This window comes from Saccharopolyspora pogona (genome assembly GCF_014697215.1).
Classification (GTDB): domain Bacteria; phylum Actinomycetota; class Actinomycetes; order Mycobacteriales; family Pseudonocardiaceae; genus Saccharopolyspora; species Saccharopolyspora hattusasensis.
On the sequence record NZ_CP031142.1, the window covers coordinates 4,061,176 to 4,079,941 of the forward strand.

Here is an 18,766-nt window from a genome sequence, read left to right on the forward strand (position 1 = left end):
TTTGTAGCGGTCTTTGGCTTGGGCCAATTCTTCTGCGATTCGTTCCGACGGCTGTTTTTGCAAGTCGTTCAGCTCCCAAAGCCCGGGAGGGCATCAATCAGCTTTGCGTTGGAGTCATCGATTGCCTGGGCGCGCGCGGCGTTGATCGCAGCTACGATCTTTCCGCCAAGGGTCGATGGATGGCTGGAGCGAAGCTCCTTGTCGGGTATTGACAGGTCGTGGAGTTTTCCGAGGCCGTTCACTGTGGCAACGACGGCCCGATCATCCGACGTGCCTGTGTAGTAGCTTGCTGCGGCCTCTTCGCGCAGCGTGTGCATGAGGTTCTTCTTCCGCTCCAAGTCGATCAGGATCGACTCGACGTCGGGGTCTGACACGACAACCTCCAGGCTTGGTACAAAGTTTGGCGCGCGACTATGACAGGGCGTCGCCCTCGTACTCCTCGCGAGAGCTCAGGTTTCCTTCGCCGATCACGGGTGGCGCGATAGCTTGACCCGTGTTCGGGTCGATCTCACCGCTATATCCGAAGTGCTCGTCGGTGTCCCTGATGTACTTGCGCTCGTGCTCTTCGTCCTCGTTATTCCGGCCTCGCTGGCCCGGCCCTGCCACACCGCCTAGCGCCCCTGAACCACCGCGTGCCCCGCTAGAACTAGTAGTACTGGTGCCAGCGCTTCCCGAGGAACCACCTGGACCGAGACCACCACGCCCGCCAATGCCTGGGCCGCTGCGGACGCCAGAGCTGCTGCCCCCGCGATTGCCAGAGCCGAAGCCGCCGGCACCACGACCGATTCCGGTGCCTGGCGTTCCATCTGCTCCAGGGACGAACGCGACGCCGATGCCACCGCCGACCGGCGCATTGCCGGCCCCCGCACTCGGTGGCTGGGTGACGCCAGAGACTGGGGGAGTCGAACTTGACCAGGCCGAACCAGATTCGGAAGGAGCGCTCGACTGAGTAGGCTGCGACGGTCCGACCTGGCTACCAGGCGAGGCATCGCCAGTCCCGTAGTCATTGGACGCGTGGGAGTTCGGAATCGCGGAGGTGGCAGCATCGGAATAGCCGGTGCTCGGGTTGACCGCGTTCGGCCGCTGCGTGTCGGCGACACCAACATCAGCCACGGACGAAGGCACAGGTGGATACGGCTGCAGGGACTGCACTGTGTTGTTGGACGAGGTCCGATATGCGGTGTAGTCCTCGCGAGCCTTCTGTTCGGCCTCGTTGTGCTTGGTCTCGTGGATTTGCTGGCCCGCCAGTTTCGCGCCGAGATTGGTTGGCACAAGGTCGCCGAACCCGAGATCAAGTGGCGGTACGTTGTGCGGTGCCGGCATTGAGTTCTTGGTTCGGCTGAAGTGCTCGCCTTGGCCCTCCACGCCCTTGGCCAACGCCGCTGATAGCTCTTCCGACTGCTGCACCACATCCCGGAACGGCGAGGACTCCTGCGTCATCGCCTCCGACGCGCTGCCGCTCCACGACCGGCGGCAGCGGTTGATCGCCACTTGAACAAGCTCGTCAACACGACGTAGTCGAGCGGTGAACTGACCGGAGAGGTTGCCCGCGGCGATCGACAGCGACGTCACCCCCATTCCGCCATTGAGCTCCCGGTGGATCTTCGGGTGATCGAACGCGGCCTGCGCTTGGCCTTCGATCTTCTTTGGTTGGCTGAACGGCCACACAGCCTTACCCCTTCAGTTCCTGGCTGGAAGATTCGACAGCACCATGCTCGCCACCTGCTTCGCCACGGCACACGTGTCCTGATGTTCCGGACGGTCGCTGTCGCCCCGATCCACGTTCACCGAGAATGCGTCCTCTGGTGTTGTAGACACGTAGATGCCGCAGCTATAGGTCAGGGCCTGGCTCGTGACCATTGGATAGCCGTCGACGACTTCATCCGGCGCTGTCTTGTGCACGGTTCGTAGCACACTCTTCAACCCCTGGTTCAAGGTCGTGGAAGGTGCCAGATTCACACGGAGGCCGTCAGTGTTGGCACCCCAAGTGCAGGAATCCTCGCCCCAGGCTGACGGGCGATGAGTAGGCGCTCCACCAGTTCCAAGCTGGGCCAATTGATCGGTTGTCAGAAGCTGGCATGGGTCGCCCGCCGCTTCGAGGTTCTTCGGGTTGGCGACCTGTGGCATGGCTGGATCGCTCGGTGCCGTCTGTGAACTTGGCACTCTGGTCTCAGTCGGTGTGCCGTCCATTTGCTGGGAGCAGCCCGCAGCTCCGAGGGTGACCACGACGGCAGCGAAAGCGAGGGCGGTGCGCGCGTGACTCATAGCTTCCCGATCTTGTTCTTATCGTCGATGCGCTCGTACTCGCGCTGAGCAGCTTCGATCTTGTCGCGGAAGTCCTGCACCCAGCGGCGCATGTCGTCGATTATCTGAACGGCTGAGCCGGGCCTAGCAGTTAGGTGTTCGATGATCTTGGTGGTGGTGTCGACGCTCACCTCATCCTCGCCGGGCGGCAGGATGCTCCGGAACTGCTGGGCATCGTCAGATGCAAGTCGGAGTTCCTCGAGCGCTGCGTCGAGATCTGCCTTGACTGCGTTGAGGTCTTCCGGGGCAACTTCAAAGCTGCTTGCTGCCGCCCCGACGCTGGAGGTCATGACCAAGGGAATCTGGAACATCCCTGTCACGGGGTTCAGGGCAACAGCCTGGGCGATGCGTGCTTGCGTCGTCGGATCGTTCGGTGCGGTCATGACTCCCCTCTCTTGCGGCTCACCGGATTCCAGCGGTTGTGACCTTCAATGGCCGCTCGCGTCACCGCGGTAGTTTCTCGGCGAGCTCGGAAAGTGTGCGGGCCACCAATCCGGGGTCGGCTGGGGCGGTGACCAGGAACTCGCCGCGCAGGTACTGGACGTACGAACCCTGAGTGGTCCCGGTGAGCAGGACAACGCTGTCGGGGGTTCGCAGCTTGCCGCGACTGTCTCGAACCGCCACCGAGAATTCACCGTCGTGGATGCGTTCACCAGAGACTATGCGGGCGTATTCGCGGGCATCGTCGCTGCGGACCTTGCGGGCTCGCAGCTCGCGGATCGTGGCGCTGACCTGCGCCTGTCCCTGATCTTGGGTTTTAACCTTTGGGTGTTGTTGTGGCCCCGGTTGATCATGGGAACAGCCCTTGGGTGATCATGCTTCTGACGAAAGAAGAAGATCAACCAAGGGCTGTCGTGATCAGTGTGCAGGATGACCGCCAGGCGGTCGAGTTCGGGGCTGTGACCGGGTTCCGGGATGGGTTTTACCGGTGTCTGTCGGCTCGGGCGGATGCGTTGTTCGAGCTCTGCGATGCGGTGTCCTGCGGTGAGCGGCCGGTGACCTCGTTGGTGGAGTTGTCGCTGTCGCCGGTGTTCCGGCGGGGGCATGGCGCGTTGTACGACGCGTTGGCGGCCGGGGAGATCGACGCCGCCGGGGTACGGGATGTGCTGGTGGATGGGTTGCCTACCGCGGCGGACGAGGGACCGCTTCTGTTCACCGCTGATGTGACCGTGTGCCCGCGACCGGATGCGGAGTGCTCGGCGGATCGCGGTCACTGTCATACGTCGTGTCGCTGTGACGGTGACCGTAAGACGATCCCTGGCTGGAACTATGCGTGGCTTGCGGGCATCCAGTGGGGTCGTTCGTCGTGGGTGTCGCCGGTGGATGCGGTCCGGATGGATCCCGACGATGATCTCGTGGCGGTGACCGCCGCCCAGATCCGGGAGTTGGCTACTCGTCTGCGCGCCGCCGGGCGCACGGGTGGAGCGGGCCGCCTTCCACCGATGGTGGTGATGGACTCTGGTTATCCGGCTACCGCGATGACCGACGCGGTGTCTGATGTGGACGTGCAACTGCTGATCCGTCTCGACCGTGACGATCGGGTGTTTCACCGCCCACCGCCGCCGCGGGTGCCTGGCAGGACCGGGCGGCCACCGAAATACGGCGCCCGCTTCGAGTGCGCCAGCCCCACCAGTTGGCACACCCCGGACGCCACGCTGACCGTGGACACCGACCGCTACGGACGGGTTGAGGTGCATGCCTGGTCCGGGCTGTCGCCGAAGATCCAAGCCCGCGGCTGGTTCGCCGACCGTAGCGAACTACCCGTGGTCACCGGCACGGTCGTGCACGTCCGCGTGGAACACCTGCCCGACGGACGCGCCCCGCACAAGGACCTGTGGCTGTGGTGGGCCGCTCCCGAGGGCGTCCCACTGGATCTGGACATGCTGTGGCGGGTCTACCTACGGCGGTTCGACATCGAGCATTTCTTCCGTTTTGCCAAGTCGACCTTGGGCTGGACCGCGGCGAAAACCCGCACACCCGCCCAGCAGGACCGGTGGACCTGGCTGACGATCGCCGCCTACACCCAACTCAGACTCGTCCGCAACCTCACCACGGACCTGCGGCGTCCCTGGGAACGACGCCCCGAGCCAGACCGGCCGTTAAGCCCGCACCGGGTACGCCGCGGGTTTCGCCACATCCATGATCGTCTCGGGACCCCCGCGCGTGTGCCGAAACCCACCCGGCCCGGCCCAGGGCGGCCCCCAGGCTCCCGCTCCGGTCCTGCTCAACGCCATCCCGTCCGCAAAAAAACCGAAAAAACGGACACCCGGCAACCCGCCGGAAAGAAGCAAGCAGGTTAAAACCCAAGCTGATGCTCTGCTGCAGATTTGCTCGCGGACTCGGCATCTTCAAGCCGGATACTCACCGCTGAGCCGCCCACGGGAGTGATCTCAGGCCAAAGACCCACTAACGCGCTGTAGGCCGAGGTCGGCCAGACGGGATCAATGCGGATCTTGCGCCCCTCAACCCGAGTACGGACCGCTTGATCACCAGAGATCGACACCAGCCCCCGGACGTGCTTGCCGCGCTGCAGCGCGAACCGCGTATCGGCCTCGATCGACGCGTAGGCCAGCAGCCGCATGATGTCGCTAACCCACGGAACGGACTGGCCGGCACGGTCGATCCATCCTCGTGCCCGTGCCTTGTCCTGGGCTTCTTCCCATTCGGCAACGAGGTTGTCGGGCGCTTCGAGGTCGGGAAAATACTGGAGTAGCCGAGGTGGCGGGACCAGGCGTTCCTCGCCGCCTTCCTGGTGCGCGAGTCCTGCGCCGTACCAGAGCGGCCCGAACAGGCTGGCGTCGAACTCCAGTGCCCCAGACACGAACTCCCCAACTCGTGATGACGTGATCTTCGACGGCTGAGCATATCCAGCAGCGGCAACGGTCACCCAACCTGTTCGCGCACTGGACGCTGCGGTACACGACCTGACAACTGAACGGCACGAGCCGGATGAGCCGAGAGGCTCACGTCCGGATCTGTGGGGGACGGCGGGTGCAAATCCCGCCGTCTACCCGGCACTGAAGACTGACTGCTGACCTTCTAGCCTCATTTCTATGATCGGCGGCACTCAGCGTTGTTCGCAACCGCAGGCGATCCTCCTGCAATCGCCGTTGAGAGCCTACTCTCCCAGTTGTCCGCGACCTTGTGCCGACCTCTGCGAACAGTCTGCAATGTAGCGTTTTCTGAGATTCTGCCGATACTGAATCGTCGAAGCACCGTGACCCCATCGAACGCATGGAGATGAACCGAAATGAAAAACGACGACAAATTGAAGTCTAAGGACCTGCCTTTGTTGCTACTGAAGTCAAGTCAAGGCCACGCCAGGCGAGCCATAGCCATATATCAAAAGCGGGGGTCTAGCGAAAACGAAATTGCTCTTCATTGTGGAATGGCGGTTGAGCATCTCGCAAAGTATATCCTGGCGTTAATTAATACTGCATTGCTGCAGGAGAATAAGGCCGACGAAGACAGTCTCCTGTTTCTCTGCGGTGCACCATTGGAACACTCCAAGAAAGTATCCGAAATTCGGACTATAGGCGCGGAAGACGCATGTAAGCGCGTACAGAAAATCTATCCCGGCATTGGCTATAGCCCCACAGTTGGCGCAACCTTATTCGGTGCCCGAAATTCTGCGGCACATCTCGGCGTGGCCGATCTCGAAGATGCCTACGCGGCATTATACGCAGCAATGCTCATGATAAAGAACTTCTTGCCAAAAACACGCATAGGGTGGGAAGGCTACTGGGGAGAGGAAAGCGCGGCGGCGAGCACGTTGCTTAATGAAGAGGAAGACAATCTCCGGGCCAGGTACGTGGCAAAGATAACCGCAGCCGAACAGCGGTTCGCGGCACAGTATTCAGGTATATCGGAAGACGCGCGAAGTACTGTCCTAAAGATAGTTCTCGAGCATCCTCGCGCAAATTATGACCATAAAGAAAAGCGCGCATGCCCCGCTTGCAATAGCTTCGCATGGCTAGGGTTTGACCTAAAGACCGACTTCGAGGCCGACTTCGAACGAGATGGCACGCCGATTGGAGTGGTAGAGGTCACGACAGCAACCCCCAAGTCTTTCGACTGTCCAGCATGCGGACTCCTATTGTCGGATATTGAGCTCGAATTTGCAGACATGGACGGGGAGGTTTACATCGAAGAGAAAGACATCCGCGATACTGTCCAGTTCGAAGGAGGTGATCTTGATTTTTGAATGCCGCCTAGAACGTTCGCCAAAGTTGACCAGCGCTAGTGTGCACTTCAAGATGGCCATCTAAGGAGCTGTCGCACCGGGCGAGTCAGTGCTAGGAGTGATCTGGTTCGTTGGTTGAGGGTGCCAGTGGCAGGGCTGAGGCAAAGTCGTGTGCCGGGTGGTTTGACCTGCTGTTTTGGGATGTGCGTGGTGAAGGTTGGGGGGGTTGGAGCAGGCACGGCGGGACCGTTGATCATGAAGGTTCCTACGCCATCGTGATCTTCGGAGCCTTGCCGTGCCTGCTGTGTCATCGTCTCCCATTGCTGCGTTGTCTCGTCAACTGGCCCCGCTGGGCGGGGTGGCGTCACAGGCGCGGGGTGAGTTACTCGGGGTACTGGAGCAGGAGAACGTCAAAGTCGGTTTGTGCTGGTAGCGGTGGTGATGATGGGGAGGATTCGGGTTCTGTCGGCGGCGATGCGTTGTAGGGTGCGGGTGATTTGGGTGATGCCGGCCAGGCGGAGTATGCCGAGTGCGAGGTTGCGGAGGGTGGCCATGACCTGTGCGCCAGTGCCTGCGTAGGCGTGTTGGTGGTCCTCGTGGTAGACGGTGTCGCGGACCCAGTGCGATTTGTTCTCCACGCTCCAGTGTCGACGGACCAGGGCGGCGATCTGGGCGGGGGTGGCCAGGTCGGCCGACAGGCTGGTGACGCCGTGCACGACCTCCTTGGATAGCCGGTTGCCGGCGTGGTCGAAGGTGTCGCGACGGATCCGAAACACTTGTGCCGCACCAGGAAACTCGATCCCGTCGGCGGGAGCGGCCCAGATCGCGCGCCGGACGATCTTGCCGTTGCTGCGGTCGATCTCGACGTGGTGCTCGCTGCCCGGCTTGGCGGGTGGCAAAACGGTGGTGATCGCCGCGAGCAGCGCGGGCTGGTTGCCTTTCACGGTGAGGGCGTAGGCACCACCTCGCTCACAGACGATGTGGGCCGCGGTGGCGTGCTGGGCATGCGCGGCATCCCCGGTGACCACCACATTGGTCAGGTCAACGTCTTTGAGCAGCGCGGCCACTTGCGTGATCTCGTTGGTGTCATGGGGGATACGCCGCTGTGCGATCACGACCGCCTCTCGTGCAGCAACGCGGAGAACAGCTTGATCTCGCTACCCTCGGCACGGCTAGGAGCGATGGTGTTCCGCACGACCTTGCCGTCCATGGCCACCGCAACCACCCCCGCATCAGCGCCCTCACCGGAGCCGCTGGAGCCGTCCGCCCGACGGGCAAACGCTGCCGCCATAGCCTGCTCCCGCATCCATTGACATACCCGTGCATCGGCGGCGTCGGCGTCGATATCGTGGGCCAGCCGACGCATCGTCGGCTCGCTGGGCACTACATACCGACCGGTCACCGGATGCAGGCGGCACCCGGCGGCCGCCAACAACACCACTGGCAGATCCACTGCCTGATCAGCGATCTCCCGAAAGTTGCGGGCACCGGCCAACACCGCGAACACCATCACCGACAGCACCGCACCAATCGTGTGCCGAACACCCCGCGGATCACGCGGATCAGGCACACCAGCAAGCAGCTCAACCAGCAACCCAACCGCGGACAAACCGGCCTCCAGCAGCGGATCCGGCCGCTCAGCAACGGCTAACACGGGCCACGAAACACGAGACGTGCGACACTGACAACGGTGGCCTTCTTCCTGGTGACGATCGTGGCGTAGGAACCTTGATCATCCCAGGCGGAGGCCATCACCCATGTTCGGACTAGGCATCGACCACGTACACACCAGACTTCACACCAAGATCACCGACTTTGACGCTCTCCTGGGTACTGGAGTCGGTGCCGGACCCACGCAAGAAACGAGGTGTACGGCATCGGTTCGCGGCGATCCTGTTCGTGTCGGTGTGCGCGGTGGTTTCCGGTGCACGCTCCTTCGCCGCGATCGCCGAATGGGCCGCCGACGCCGTCGACGACACCCTGTCTGAGATGGGGATCGGCGCGCCGAACGCCTCGACGATCCGGCGTGCGCTGTCGGCGTTCACCGGCGACGGGTTCGATACCGCGATCAGCAGGTTCCTCGCCGGCCGCCTGGCCGCTGCGGCCAGAGCCGGCACGGCCGGGGTCAAGACGGGTCTGCGGGTGCGGCGTCGCGCGATCGCGGTCGATGGCAAGGCGCTGCGAGGCTCACGGGTCGGCGACGGCCGGGCGCGAATGCTCATGGCATGCCTGGACCACGCCGCGGGAGTGACGCTCAGCCAAGTCGAGATCAGCGAGAAGACCAACGAAATCCCCATGTTCTCAACACTTCTCGACAAGATCGACGATCTCGCCTGTGTCGTGGTCACCGCCGATGCCCTGCATGCCCAGCGTGAGCACGCCGAGTACCTCCACCGCCGGGACGCCCGTTACGTCCTCACCGTCAAGGGAAATCAGCAGAGTCTGCGCCGGCAGCTGGCGGGCCAGCCATGGAAGGACGTCCCGGTCTGACACCGCGAGACCGACAACAGCCATGGCCGCACGGTCACCCGCAGCTACAAGATCATCACCATCGAAGCCGGGATCTGCTTCCCGCACGCCGCCCAAGCCATCCAGATCACTCGCACCCGCAAACGCAAGCGCGACTCCAAGCGCGCCACACGTGAGACCGTCTACGCGATCACCTCACTGACCGCCGAGCAAGCCCAACCCGCCGAACTGGCCCGCTACATCCGCGGGCACTGGCACGTAGAGAACAAGCTGCACTGGGTCCGCGACGTCACGATGGGCGAGGACGCCTCACGAATCTCCACCGGTGGAGGCCCCCGCATCATGGCCGGCATCCGCAACCTCGCAATCAGCCTGCTCCGCCTGGCCGGTCACACCAACATCGCAAAAGCACTACGCCACCACGCACGAAAACCACAACGAGCCATCACACTGATCCTGACCAGCTAAAACCCGACTTTGCCTCACCCCTGGTGCCAGTGGTCCCTCGTTTAAATCCGTGGGGCGTCGTCGCGGGTACCTGTGGGTTGCTTAATTTTGGCGTACTGCGTCCTCTCGGTGCGAAGTCAAAAAGATTCTTGATCCGACGCAAGCGCACAAAGGACAACCTATGAACAAAGAAGAAAATAATGCAGGTCTCAAGTGCAGGACATTCGTGCAGTACGTACTGGAAACTGTATGGACGTATGGCGCTCGAGTAATGGCAGCCCACTGGCCACCCTGAGCAATAGTTGAAACCTGTGGATGAGCCGGGGATGGGCGTACCTTCCCGGTGACCAGTGCAAACAGGTTCTCGAATGCTGCTGCGGGATTTACGGTGTCCGCCTGCTGATCGTGACGATTCTGGCACGCCACGATTGTCCTACCAAGCACGGGGAATCACCCGTAGCGACTCACCCTATTACCAAAAGATCTTTAAGATTCGTTCCTCGGAGTCAAGCACGCCGCTCACCGACACCTTGACTTCGGAGTTTCGCATGTGGATCTTGAAAGGCTCACCGGCGACCTCTCGACGACCTGGGCCGGCTACCTGCGGGACTGGGACCGCAGCCTGCGCTCGGGCAACCACCCGGAGACAACCCGCTACAACTACCTCCTGGCCGCGGCCCAGTCGGCGCGGTATCTCGCCGAGCACTCACCCGATCCGGAGGCGGCCGCGGCGGCCGAGGATCCGGCCGAGGTCACCAAGGCCCACATCGAGGCATATCAGGCGTGGATGATCGAGACGCGCTCGGCGGCCACGGCGGTCAACAAGCACAAGGCCCTGCAGCAGCTCTTCAAGTGGCTGCTGCTCGACGAGGAGGAGATCGATCGCTCCCCGATGGAGCGGGTGCGGTTGCCCAAGGCCCCGACCAAGCTGGTCCCGGTGCTCGAAGACGAGGCGACCACCCGCCTGCTGGAGGTCTGCAAGGGTAAGGACTTCCTGAGCCTGCGCGATGCGGCGATCATCCGGCTGTTCTGCAACACCGGAGCCCGGCTGGCCGAGGTCGCCAACCTCAGGCTGGAGGATGTCGGCCTCAAGACGGAGTCGGTGACCCTCTACGGCAAGGGCGGCAAGGTCCGGCGGGTACGCATCGGTGCCAAGACCGCCCGCGCGCTGAGCCGCTACCTGCGAGCGCGCGCCAAGCGCAAGGGCGCTGACCTGCCGAACCTCTGGCTGGCTGACCGCGGGGGCCAGGCCCTCAACGCCAACGGCATCAAGATCCGCCTCAAGCGGCTGGGACAGAAGGCGGGCCTGGACCACCTGCACGCGCACCGGTGGCGGCACACCTACGCCCATCAGTGGAAGCTCGCCGGCGGCGACACCGGTGATCTCATGCTCCTGCTGGGATGGAGCTCAGATGCGATGCCCCGGCACTACGGTGCCAGCGCCGCCGCCGACCGAGCCCAGCAGACCCAGGCGCGTATGGGAATCGGTGACAACGTCTGATCAGAGTTTCTCCGCAGCGCAACGCGGCGGCGCGGTGTACTCCCCGTACACCGTGCCGCCTGCGTTCCGCGGCATTGATCCCAGACCCGAGGGGCGGGCCGCAGCTCCGCGTTCTCCTTCCGCAGCCGGCGCAACTCCTCCACCTCGCTGGTGGTCGGCCGGTCACCCCGATCGCCACGATCGGCTTCGTCCTGGCGGATCCAGTTCCGCAACGCCTCGGGATGCACGCCCAGCTGCGCAGCCAGACGCCGAATCAGATTCGACTTCCGATACAGACGCACCGCACGCTCACGCAGCTCGTCGGGGTACTTCTTCGGTGCTGCCACAGATGACTCCCTCCAGGTCCATCAGACCATTCTTGGAAACCTCCGAGCTAACGGGGGAACCTCAAATCGCTCCTGGTCAGGGACTCCGGCCGCGCGGCACCGCGGGCGATCGGTGGTCCATTCCTGGGCAGGTACAGCTCCTGATCGATCAACGCCCGGCCGTGCGGGGACGCGTAGGCCAGAAGCACTCCGATCTGGGAGTTCTCGATGCGTCCGGCCGTGCCCGAATACCGCCGAGCCACACTAGCGGACTTCGTGCCCTTCTTGAGAAAGCCTGTCTCGTCGAGAATCAGCACACCCTGCTCGGGCATCACCACCTGCCGTACTCATCCCTCCAACACGCCGGCCTGTCGCTCCCAAACCCGAAGGTCAGCAAGAGTTGACTATGCGAATCTGAAGTCGGAGGATCGATGAGCAAGGTCCACTCGTTCGACGAGATGGTGTCAACGGTCCAGCCAGGTTCTCTCGTCTCCTTCGGGGTGGCAGCATGATGCGCAAGCCGATGGTCGCCGTGACGGTGCTCGCGGCCGCCGGACGCCGGTCAGGCTGGCGGTGCTTCCCCCCGCTGTGTCGTACCCCATCCGCTCCGGTCACATCTGAACGAGTATGGGCTTCCTCTCGTACCGTAGAGAATTCGATCTATCAGCGGTTCGGTGGAGTCGGGTTGCTGGAGAATCATTGATCCACTCGCCCTCAGGGAGGCTCGGTTGTCTCGTTGCTTCCCTCGGACCCGAGGCTCGCGTCTGTGGTCTGCCCGAAGGACCACAGACGATCCCGTACTTGGAGGACACCGACCGATGAGCGCGCAACTCGATCGCCTCGTAGACCGATTGGCACAGGAGGACAGCCTCATTGTGGGCTATTCCGGCGGAGCCGACTCGGCTCTCCTGGCCACGGTCGCACACCAGGTCCTCGGTAGTCGTGTTGTGGCGGTGACCGCCGTATCGGCAAGCCTGCCCACGTCGGAACGTCGCTCCGCGCGGACCTTCGCCCGAGACCGCGGCATCCCGCACGTAGAGGTATGCACCGATGAACTCGACAATCCGCAGTACGTCGCCAATGGAGGCAACCGATGCTTCCACTGCAAGACGGCGCTGTTCGACGCTCTCGTACCACTGGCAAACCTGCTGGGTGCTCATACGGCCTTGGGGACCAACACCGACGACCTAGGAGACCATCGACCTGGACAGGCCGCCGCAGCGCAGCGCGGTGCCGTCTTCCCGCTGGTCGACGCCGGCTTGAGCAAAGCAGACGTCCGCGCGGTCAGCGCCGAGCTGGGGCTGTCGACCGCATCGAAGCCGGCCGCGGCATGTCTGTCCTCCCGCATCGCCTACGGCGACGAAGTCACCACTGAGGTGCTGGCGCGAGTTGAGGCGGCCGAGGAGGCTCTCCGAGCGACGGGCTTGCGCGAGTTCCGCGTCCGTGCGCATGCCGACGGCACCCTCGCGCGGCTCGAGATCTCCGAGGACGAGCTCGACACCGCTTTTCAGCGTCGCCGAGAGCTCGCGCAGCATCTGCGGACTGAGGGATTCACCTTCGTCTCGCTCGACCTCCTCGGATTCCGAAGCGGCAGCATGAACGCCCTGCTCACCCTGACACCGGCCGCACGATGACGACGAAGTCGCACCTTGGTGCAAACCTCACCCTCGATGTCGATCGTGAACGGCGCCAGGGTCTGCCCGAAGTCGTCTACGGACCAGGCAAGACGGTCGAGGAGATCGCGGCGGCAGCCACCGAACTACTCGAAGTCAACAGCGGCCCTGTGATCATTACGCGCATCGACGACGTCGCTGCGGCGCAGGTACTGGCAGCAGTTCCCGGTGGCGCCCACGTTCCAGAGGCTCGGCTGCTCATCTGGCGCCCCGCCGCGCAAGGCCAGTTCACCCTCGGCGTCGTCACGGCCGGAACGGCCGACGGGCCAGTGGCCAGCGAAGCCGCGGCCATCGCCTCGTGCATCGGAATGCGCGTTCTCGATATCCGTGACGTCGGCGTAGCCGGCATCGATCGCGTCCTCAAGCGCGTCGACGATCTCCGTGCATGCCACGCCGTGGTCGTCGTCGCGGGTATGGAGGGAGCGCTGGCCAGCGTGGTCGGCGGACTCGTGGCCTGCCCCGTGGTGGCAGTACCCACCTCGACGGGATACGGCGCTGCGTTGGAGGGCGTGACAGCGTTGCTCGCCATGCTCACGTCCTGCGCGGCAGGCGTGACAGTCGTGAACATCGACTCCGGATTCGCGGCCGCGATGGCCGCGTATCGTCTCACCCAGGCCCTGTGGCCGTCGGCGCAGTGAGTAGCCGATGATCCTTTCTCTCAACCCGGTCTCGGGCATCTCCGGTGACATGCTGCTCGGCGCGCTGCTGGATCTGGGTGCGCCGATGGAGGCTGTCCGCACGGCGATCGAAGCCACCGGAGTCACAGGCTGGCACCTGAGCACGCGTTCAGTGGAGCGCGAGGGCGTGCGCGCCCTGCATGCGGTTGTCGAGGTCGACGAGATCGTGCCGGCACGCCGCGCCGCGGACCTGCTGGCGATGGCAGGCCGTGCCACTCCTGCTCCAGTCGCGGCCATGGCGACCTCCGCCATCACCTCGCTTGCATCGGTCGAATCGAGGATCCACGGGGTATCTGTTGCCGATGTCCACCTCCACGAACTCGGAGGAGTCGACACGATCGTCGACACGGTAGGAGTCGCAGCCGCCCTGAACGCCCTCGCGATTTCGCAGGTGTGGTCCGGTCCTCTCGGGATGGGTACCGGGCAGACCTCCGCAGCCCACGGTGTTCTCCCGGTACCGGCACCGGCAACCCTGCATCTCCTCACGGGTGCACAGGTGATCGGAATCGACAGCCACCTGGAGACGGTCACGCCGACAGGGGCCGCGCTCTTGGGTGCCATGGGCACTCGGTTCGGCCCAGCGCCGCCGATGACGATCCAGGACGTGGGCTACGGCGCCGGTACTCGAGAGACCCCGGGAAGACCGAATGTTCTCTCCGCCGTGCTCGGGTCTCCGGTGGGAGGATCAGGTCACGTCGAAGCGATGACCATGCTGGAAACCACGGTCGACGACGTCACCGGGGAAGTCCTCGGTACGTTGATCCCTGAGCTGCTCACCGTAGGGGCCGCCGATGCGTGGCTCGTTCCGGCTGTCGGTAAGAAGAACCGTCCCGCCCAGCTCGTGTCTGCGCTATGCGAGCCGCATGCGGCGGATGCGGTCGAGAATCACCTGCTCCGGTCGACCGGCACGCTAGGGGTGCGCCGCACGGCGATCCTACGCCGGTCGGTGCCTCGTGAGTGGACAACGGTGGAGCTCGCAGGCTTCACCGTCCGCGTCAAGATCGGCCCGCACACCGCGAAGCCTGAGCACGACGACCTGGCGGCCATCGCGGACGCCACGGGAGTTCCCGTCCGGATTCTCGCCGATCAAGCACGAGCCCTCATCGACGACCTTTGGGCAGAGAACTGACGGCGATCGAGCTCGGCACGCACCCGACCACGTCCCGGCGCGCCCTGCTGACCTCGGCTGGAAGCCACCACTCTGGCAGTGATGACCTGTCTGCTGGCGGTCGGCACCCGCGAGCCCGGGCCCCCGAGGCGCGGCTCGCCGGTTCCGCGCGGGCCGAGACGGTGCGCATCATGTCGATGCGCACCGCCTGGGACGTCCGGCACCACGGAACTCTCCGAAGGCTCGTTAGCGCACAGTCCGGTCCCTAACTCGAGTAACCGGCAGCCCGGTAACCGCAACGACCGCACGGTCTATCGAGAATCCGGGATTGACCGGAAACCGACCGGCCGGGGCGGTGATGGCCGATGGCGGCTACCACAGTTCGCAACGCTGGTCGTTGATGGCGGTGCGCCCGGGAACGGGCCCGCCGCCCACATTCACGGGTTTCCGACCCGCGACGGCGTGGCGCCGATAGAGTTCGTCGCGACCGGGCTGGGCGAGCTGGCCCGTTGCGGCGGGATGCTTGTGCGGGCCTCGGTGGTCGACGCGTCCCGGTGGATCGGTAGACCATCGCACAGGACCTCGTGCACCTCGATTGCCTCGTTGGCGATCTCGGTGACGAACATCTTGTGCCGTCCGTCTTCGGTGAACGCGATATTCGTCGGCGCCTTGCCCATCGTCTGGATCCGCTCCACCACCGTGCCGTCCTCGTCGAAGACCGCGATGTGCCCGGCGCCCATCACCGCGCAGTAAAGGCGTCCGTCCGCGCCGAACTTCATGCCGTCCGGGCCGATGAAACCGTCGGGCACCGTACCGTCCCATACGTTGCCGAACAGCTCGCGTCGTGGATTGGCGCCGAACACGTCGTAGCGATAGATGTTTCCGCCTATGGTCTCGGCTACGTAGAGCCGGTCGTGGCGGTCGAAGGCGATGCCGTTGGTGAACCGGATGCCGTTGTCGATCCGCGTGACGTCCAAAGTTGCCCGATCAATCCGGTACACCCGGCCGTCGAACGGGTAGTCGGTCCAGCCAGGCCTGAGCGTCATATTCACGGGATCGAGCAAATCGTGCTCCCACGCGCCGGAGTCGGTCATGTAGATCGCACCGTCACGGCCGATGACGTGATCGTTGGGCCAGCGGAAAAGTTCGTCCCCGCAACTGGTGATGCGTGCTTCCTCGTTGCCCTCCGCATCGTAGCGGATGAGCGCGTGCTCATAGGCTTCGCCGACCCACAGCTTGCCTTGCGCATCACGCAGCAGTCCATTGGGGAAACCACCAGTTAACGTGATCGTGTGCAATTCCCGCGTCTCTGCGTCGACACGAGTGACGGCGCCGCGGTCCCGGCGCATCTCAACCACCAGGATGTCACCGTTGTCCAGAACCACCGGGCACTCGGGGGCGCACACCCCTCGGGCGAAGAACTCCATTGTTCGTCCTTCCACGTAGTCACTGATGACCCACCGCAGTCCTTCAGTGGGTGGCGGGGAGGGGCTGGAGGGTCCCCGTGGCGTCGAAGTCCCAGTCGTGCGGCTCGTTGAGCACGATCATGTCGGGGTGATCGGCGACTTCCTGGGCGTAGGCCTCGGAAACCTCGATGCGGGGCATCGACAGGGTGTTGCGGATGCGCACCATCTTCGCCGGGAGGTCCTTCGGGCCGCGGGTCATGTGCAGGGCCGCGATGATGGCGTCGCGGTCGTTGGCCAGCGCCATCGGGATCCGGGCGCTGTCGGGTAGGCCCGCGGTCAGCGAGTTGGTGTAGAACGAGCCGAACTCGATCTGGTCCAGGCAGCGCTGGGTGGTCACGTCCGCCATGCCCAGGCCGCAGGCGTTGCCGTTGGTGTACTCGGTCAGGCCCAGCACCACCAGCCGCTTGATCGGTACGGCGTGGAACTTGTCGGTGTTGACCTGGGCGCGGCCGGTGATGTTGGGGTCCATGCCGGTGCCGCTGATGTCCTTGCCGATCTCGTCGACGACCAGCACGTCGATGTCGGACACCAGCAGCTTGGGCATCCGCTGCTTGGCTTCGATCAGCAGATCGGCCTCGCGCTCCAGCAGTTTCGAGGTCGGGACCAGTTCGATGCGAGCGATGTGCTCGTAGGCGTTCTCCACCACGGCCATCCCGAACTCGATCGGGACGACCTTGAGGACCGCCTCGGCCACCGCCGGGATGAGCGTGTCAAAGGCGCCCATGCCGTGGGTGTGCAGGGTGGTCGCGCCGCGGTGCTTGCCCAGGCCGATGGCGATCATCTTGGCCAGGCCGCTCTCGTGCGTGCCGCGGAAGTCGGTGTGCGGCTTGACCCGGGCGAGCACCACGACGCTGTCGGCCTGGGCGGCTTCGGCGTCGAAGTGCACCGGGGTGCCGTCGACCAACTCGGCAACCACGACCGTCTCCATGGAGGACACGATCGGGGCGCCGATGCTCTGCTCTGTGATCCCGTACTCGGCCAGCACCTGCCGCTGCCCCTTGGCGGTGCCCCCGCCGTGGCTGCCCATGGCGGGCACCACGAACGGCTTGGCGCCGCAGCCGAGCAGGGCGTCGACGAGCGTGGCCACGATGCGGTCGATCTGGGCAATCCCGCGGCTTCCCACGGTGATGGCGATCCGCTTGCCGCTGACCGGGCGGTTGTGGTCGTGCTCGGCGACCTGGCCGCGGATCGCGTCTTCGAGGTCCTCGACCGCGTCGGCGGCGAACCGCTGCTCGACCGGGATCATCCTGGGGAGATCGATGTCGGCTCCGGCCAACCGGACCTTCTCGACGTTGAACATGCGTCCGATCCTTCTAATGCTCCAGCGTCACTTCGTGATCGTTGCTGGTGAGGAGGTGCGTGACAACGAGGATGGCGACCAAATGATCACGCAGTGTTGTAAGGACATCTGAAGACCACGTGTTGGCCACAGGTCACGGCTAAACGCTGGCGAGTATGACACGACGTTATTCCGTCGGCTTGTGTGCCCGATAGCGGACTTCCTCTTTGGTCACTTGCGTTGGTACGAACGGGCAAGAGGTGCTGACAGCTCACCTGCGCAGTGGCATATTCCGGAGTGCCTCATTCTCGATGGGCTCCCTAAGGCCGTATCTCATTTGGGTGTGTTGCAGGTAGGCGATATCGTTGATCAACGATGGACGATGTGGAGAAGTGGTGCCCGGAGTCGTTGTGGCTGCTGGCGCGTGGGCTGTTGCCCGATGTGCCACAACGCCACCAGGGCGGAGGCCGGCGTCGGTTGGACGACCGCACGGTGCTGGCCGATCCTGTATGTGCTGCAAACCGGGTGCGCTTGGTCAGCGCTTCCCGCGTCGTTCGGGGTCAGCGCTCCTACCGCCCATCGCCGGTTCACCGAGTGGAGCGCCGCGCAGGTGTTCACCCGGCTGCACCAGGAACTGCTGGACCTGCTCGGCACCGCTGAGCGATCGACTGGTCCCGGGCGTCGGTGGACAGCATGCACGTCCGGGCGGTCAAAAGGGGGACCTGACCGGCCCCAGCCCGGTGGATCGGGGCAAGCCCGGCTCGAAGGTCCATGCGATGAGCGAACGGAGCGGCATCCCGCTGACCGTGGTCATCTCCGCGGCCAACCGCAACGATCACCGGGAACTGGAGACGGTGATCGATGCCGTTGCGCCGGTCAGAGGCCTGTCGGACGGCCTCGGCGTCGGCCGTGCAAGCTGCACGCGGACAAGGGCTACGACTATCCGGCCTGCCGAAACGCGTTGCGTCGGCGAGGAATCATCGCCCGGATCGCTCGCCGGGGTATCGAGTCGCCCACCCGGCTGGGGCGCCACCGCTACGTCATCGAACGCACCCTGGAGTGGGTTTCCCGTTTCCGTCGACTGGCTCGCCGCTACGAGCGCAAGGCCACCCACTATGCGGCATTCGCCAGCCTGGCCTGCGCGGTGATCTGCTATCGCCGCGCTATCAAGCTGGATCTGTTTACCCACAACAACCCCAAATGAGGTCTGGTCTAAGGCACAAGGACTCCTAGACCTGGCAATGTCGGCGAAGTTCCGTCAGGGCACAGCTTGTGCTTGTCGAGGAAGTTGGTGGGCGCGGTCACCTCAACACGACGTGTAACCGCCAGGTGCTTGCCTTTGGCGACCCGGACT

Annotated in this window: 18 protein-coding genes and 3 pseudogenes; 9 read left to right on the plus strand and 12 right to left on the minus strand. The window is 64.1% G+C overall.

All coding sequences use genetic code 11. The features are described 5' to 3' along the window. Positions 1-68: 68 nt before the first annotated feature. From DL519_RS18365 to DL519_RS18385, 5 genes are all read right to left on the minus strand, one after another. Complete coding sequence (locus tag DL519_RS18365; protein WP_223839206.1) at positions 69-374, minus strand: YbaB/EbfC family nucleoid-associated protein; 306 nt, start codon at positions 372-374, stop codon at positions 69-71. 37 nt (positions 375-411) lie between these two features. Then, the gene (locus DL519_RS18370; RefSeq protein WP_190816572.1) at positions 412-1,668 is read right to left on the minus strand and encodes a PPE domain-containing protein; all 1,257 of its coding nucleotides are present in this window, start codon (positions 1,666-1,668) and stop codon (positions 412-414) included. Between the two features lie 12 nt (positions 1,669-1,680). Beyond that, positions 1,681-2,265 (minus strand): DUF3558 domain-containing protein, encoded by a 585-nt coding sequence (locus DL519_RS18375; RefSeq protein ID WP_223839208.1) that lies wholly within the window; start codon positions 2,263-2,265, stop codon positions 1,681-1,683. After that, a complete protein-coding gene (locus tag DL519_RS18380) occupies positions 2,262-2,687 on the minus strand; it encodes a PE domain-containing protein (RefSeq protein ID WP_223839211.1) in 426 nt (141 codons plus the stop codon). Before DL519_RS18380 ends, DL519_RS18375 begins: the two co-directional genes overlap by 4 nt. Positions 2,688-2,748: 61 nt before the next feature. Continuing rightward, entirely contained in the window at positions 2,749-3,024 is a 276-nt protein-coding gene (locus DL519_RS18385; RefSeq protein WP_190824056.1) for an ESX secretion-associated protein EspG, read from the minus strand. Between DL519_RS18385 and DL519_RS18390 the strand changes: the two genes are divergently transcribed. Both DL519_RS18390 and DL519_RS18395 read left to right on the plus strand, forming a co-directional pair. Next, entirely contained in the window at positions 2,944-3,117 is a 174-nt protein-coding gene (locus tag DL519_RS18390; protein WP_190816576.1) for a hypothetical protein, read from the plus strand. The genes DL519_RS18385 and DL519_RS18390 overlap by 81 nt on opposite strands. Before the next feature lie 41 nt (positions 3,118-3,158). Beyond that, positions 3,159-4,604 (plus strand): NF041680 family putative transposase, encoded by a 1,446-nt coding sequence (locus DL519_RS18395; RefSeq protein WP_223839213.1) that lies wholly within the window; start codon positions 3,159-3,161, stop codon positions 4,602-4,604. On the opposite strand, the gene DL519_RS18400 is transcribed toward DL519_RS18395, so the two are convergent. Next, the gene (locus tag DL519_RS18400) at positions 4,601-5,125 is read right to left on the minus strand and encodes an ESX secretion-associated protein EspG (protein WP_223839215.1); all 525 of its coding nucleotides are present in this window, start codon (positions 5,123-5,125) and stop codon (positions 4,601-4,603) included. The two genes, DL519_RS18395 and DL519_RS18400, sit on opposite strands and share 4 nt — an antisense overlap. Before the next feature lie 429 nt (positions 5,126-5,554). Here DL519_RS18400 and DL519_RS18405 point away from each other — a divergent pair, with 429 nt between their 5' ends. After that, entirely contained in the window at positions 5,555-6,508 is a 954-nt protein-coding gene (locus tag DL519_RS18405) for a hypothetical protein (protein ID WP_190816580.1), read from the plus strand. Positions 6,509-6,897: 389 nt separating this feature from the next. On the opposite strand, the gene DL519_RS18410 is transcribed toward DL519_RS18405, so the two are convergent. After that, complete coding sequence (locus DL519_RS18410) at positions 6,898-7,602, minus strand: ISAs1 family transposase (protein WP_190813876.1); 705 nt, start codon at positions 7,600-7,602, stop codon at positions 6,898-6,900. Then, positions 7,599-8,141 (minus strand): transposase family protein, encoded by a 543-nt coding sequence (locus tag DL519_RS18415; RefSeq protein WP_190816582.1) that lies wholly within the window; start codon positions 8,139-8,141, stop codon positions 7,599-7,601. The genes DL519_RS18410 and DL519_RS18415 overlap by 4 nt, the downstream gene beginning before the upstream one ends. Before the next feature lie 188 nt (positions 8,142-8,329). Between DL519_RS18415 and DL519_RS18420 the strand changes: the two are divergent. Continuing rightward, positions 8,330-9,424 (plus strand): annotated as a pseudogene (locus DL519_RS18420) (ISAs1 family transposase). 529 nt (positions 9,425-9,953) lie between these two features. Next, entirely contained in the window at positions 9,954-10,904 is a 951-nt protein-coding gene (locus DL519_RS18425; RefSeq protein WP_190816584.1) for a tyrosine-type recombinase/integrase, read from the plus strand. On the opposite strand, the gene DL519_RS50150 is transcribed toward DL519_RS18425, so the two are convergent. Further along, the gene (locus DL519_RS50150; RefSeq protein WP_190816586.1) at positions 10,832-11,230 is read right to left on the minus strand and encodes a transposase; all 399 of its coding nucleotides are present in this window, start codon (positions 11,228-11,230) and stop codon (positions 10,832-10,834) included. The two genes, DL519_RS18425 and DL519_RS50150, sit on opposite strands and share 73 nt — an antisense overlap. Positions 11,231-11,281: 51 nt before the next feature. Further along, positions 11,282-11,529 (minus strand): annotated as a pseudogene (locus DL519_RS18435) (transposase); the annotation flags it as partial. A gap of 498 nt (positions 11,530-12,027) precedes the next feature. Between DL519_RS18435 and larE the strand changes: the two are divergent. Genes larE through larC form a run of 3 tightly spaced genes read left to right on the plus strand, consistent with a single transcriptional unit; the run spans position 12,028 to position 14,688 of the window. Continuing rightward, positions 12,028-12,843, plus strand: coding sequence for an ATP-dependent sacrificial sulfur transferase LarE (gene larE, locus DL519_RS18440; protein WP_190816588.1), 816 nt, complete (start codon positions 12,028-12,030; stop codon positions 12,841-12,843). Continuing rightward, complete coding sequence (gene larB, locus DL519_RS18445; protein ID WP_190816590.1) at positions 12,840-13,520, plus strand: nickel pincer cofactor biosynthesis protein LarB; 681 nt, start codon at positions 12,840-12,842, stop codon at positions 13,518-13,520. Before larE ends, larB begins: the two co-directional genes overlap by 4 nt. Positions 13,521-13,527: 7 nt before the next feature. After that, a complete protein-coding gene (gene larC / locus DL519_RS18450; protein WP_190816592.1) occupies positions 13,528-14,688 on the plus strand; it encodes a nickel pincer cofactor biosynthesis protein LarC in 1,161 nt (386 codons plus the stop codon). Between the two features lie 416 nt (positions 14,689-15,104). On the opposite strand, the gene DL519_RS18455 is transcribed toward larC, so the two are convergent. Both DL519_RS18455 and DL519_RS18460 read right to left on the minus strand, forming a co-directional pair. Next, positions 15,105-16,094, minus strand: coding sequence for an SMP-30/gluconolactonase/LRE family protein (locus DL519_RS18455; protein WP_190816594.1), 990 nt, complete (start codon positions 16,092-16,094; stop codon positions 15,105-15,107). A 43-nt stretch (positions 16,095-16,137) separates the two neighbouring features. Beyond that, entirely contained in the window at positions 16,138-17,433 is a 1,296-nt protein-coding gene (locus DL519_RS18460; RefSeq protein WP_190816596.1) for a lactate racemase domain-containing protein, read from the minus strand. Positions 17,434-17,787: 354 nt separating this feature from the next. Here DL519_RS18460 and DL519_RS18465 point away from each other — a divergent pair. Further along, positions 17,788-18,616 (plus strand): annotated as a pseudogene (locus DL519_RS18465) (IS5 family transposase). The last annotated feature ends 150 nt before the right edge of the window (positions 18,617-18,766 follow it).

Coding starts and splice junctions, on each gene's coding strand:
- larE (WP_190816588.1), top strand. CDS start 12,028: ATGAGCGCGCAACTCGATCGCCTCGTAGACCGATTGGCACAGGAGGAC.
- DL519_RS18460 (WP_190816596.1), bottom strand. CDS start 17,433: ATGTTCAACGTCGAGAAGGTCCGGTTGGCCGGAGCCGACATCGATCTC.
- larB (WP_190816590.1), top strand. CDS start 12,840: ATGACGACGAAGTCGCACCTTGGTGCAAACCTCACCCTCGATGTCGAT.
- DL519_RS18380 (WP_223839211.1), bottom strand. CDS start 2,687: ATGACCGCACCGAACGATCCGACGACGCAAGCACGCATCGCCCAGGCT.
- DL519_RS18405 (WP_190816580.1), top strand. CDS start 5,555: ATGAAAAACGACGACAAATTGAAGTCTAAGGACCTGCCTTTGTTGCTA.
- larC (WP_190816592.1), top strand. CDS start 13,528: ATGATCCTTTCTCTCAACCCGGTCTCGGGCATCTCCGGTGACATGCTG.
- DL519_RS18455 (WP_190816594.1), bottom strand. CDS start 16,094: ATGGAGTTCTTCGCCCGAGGGGTGTGCGCCCCCGAGTGCCCGGTGGTT.
- DL519_RS18375 (WP_223839208.1), bottom strand. CDS start 2,265: ATGAGTCACGCGCGCACCGCCCTCGCTTTCGCTGCCGTCGTGGTCACC.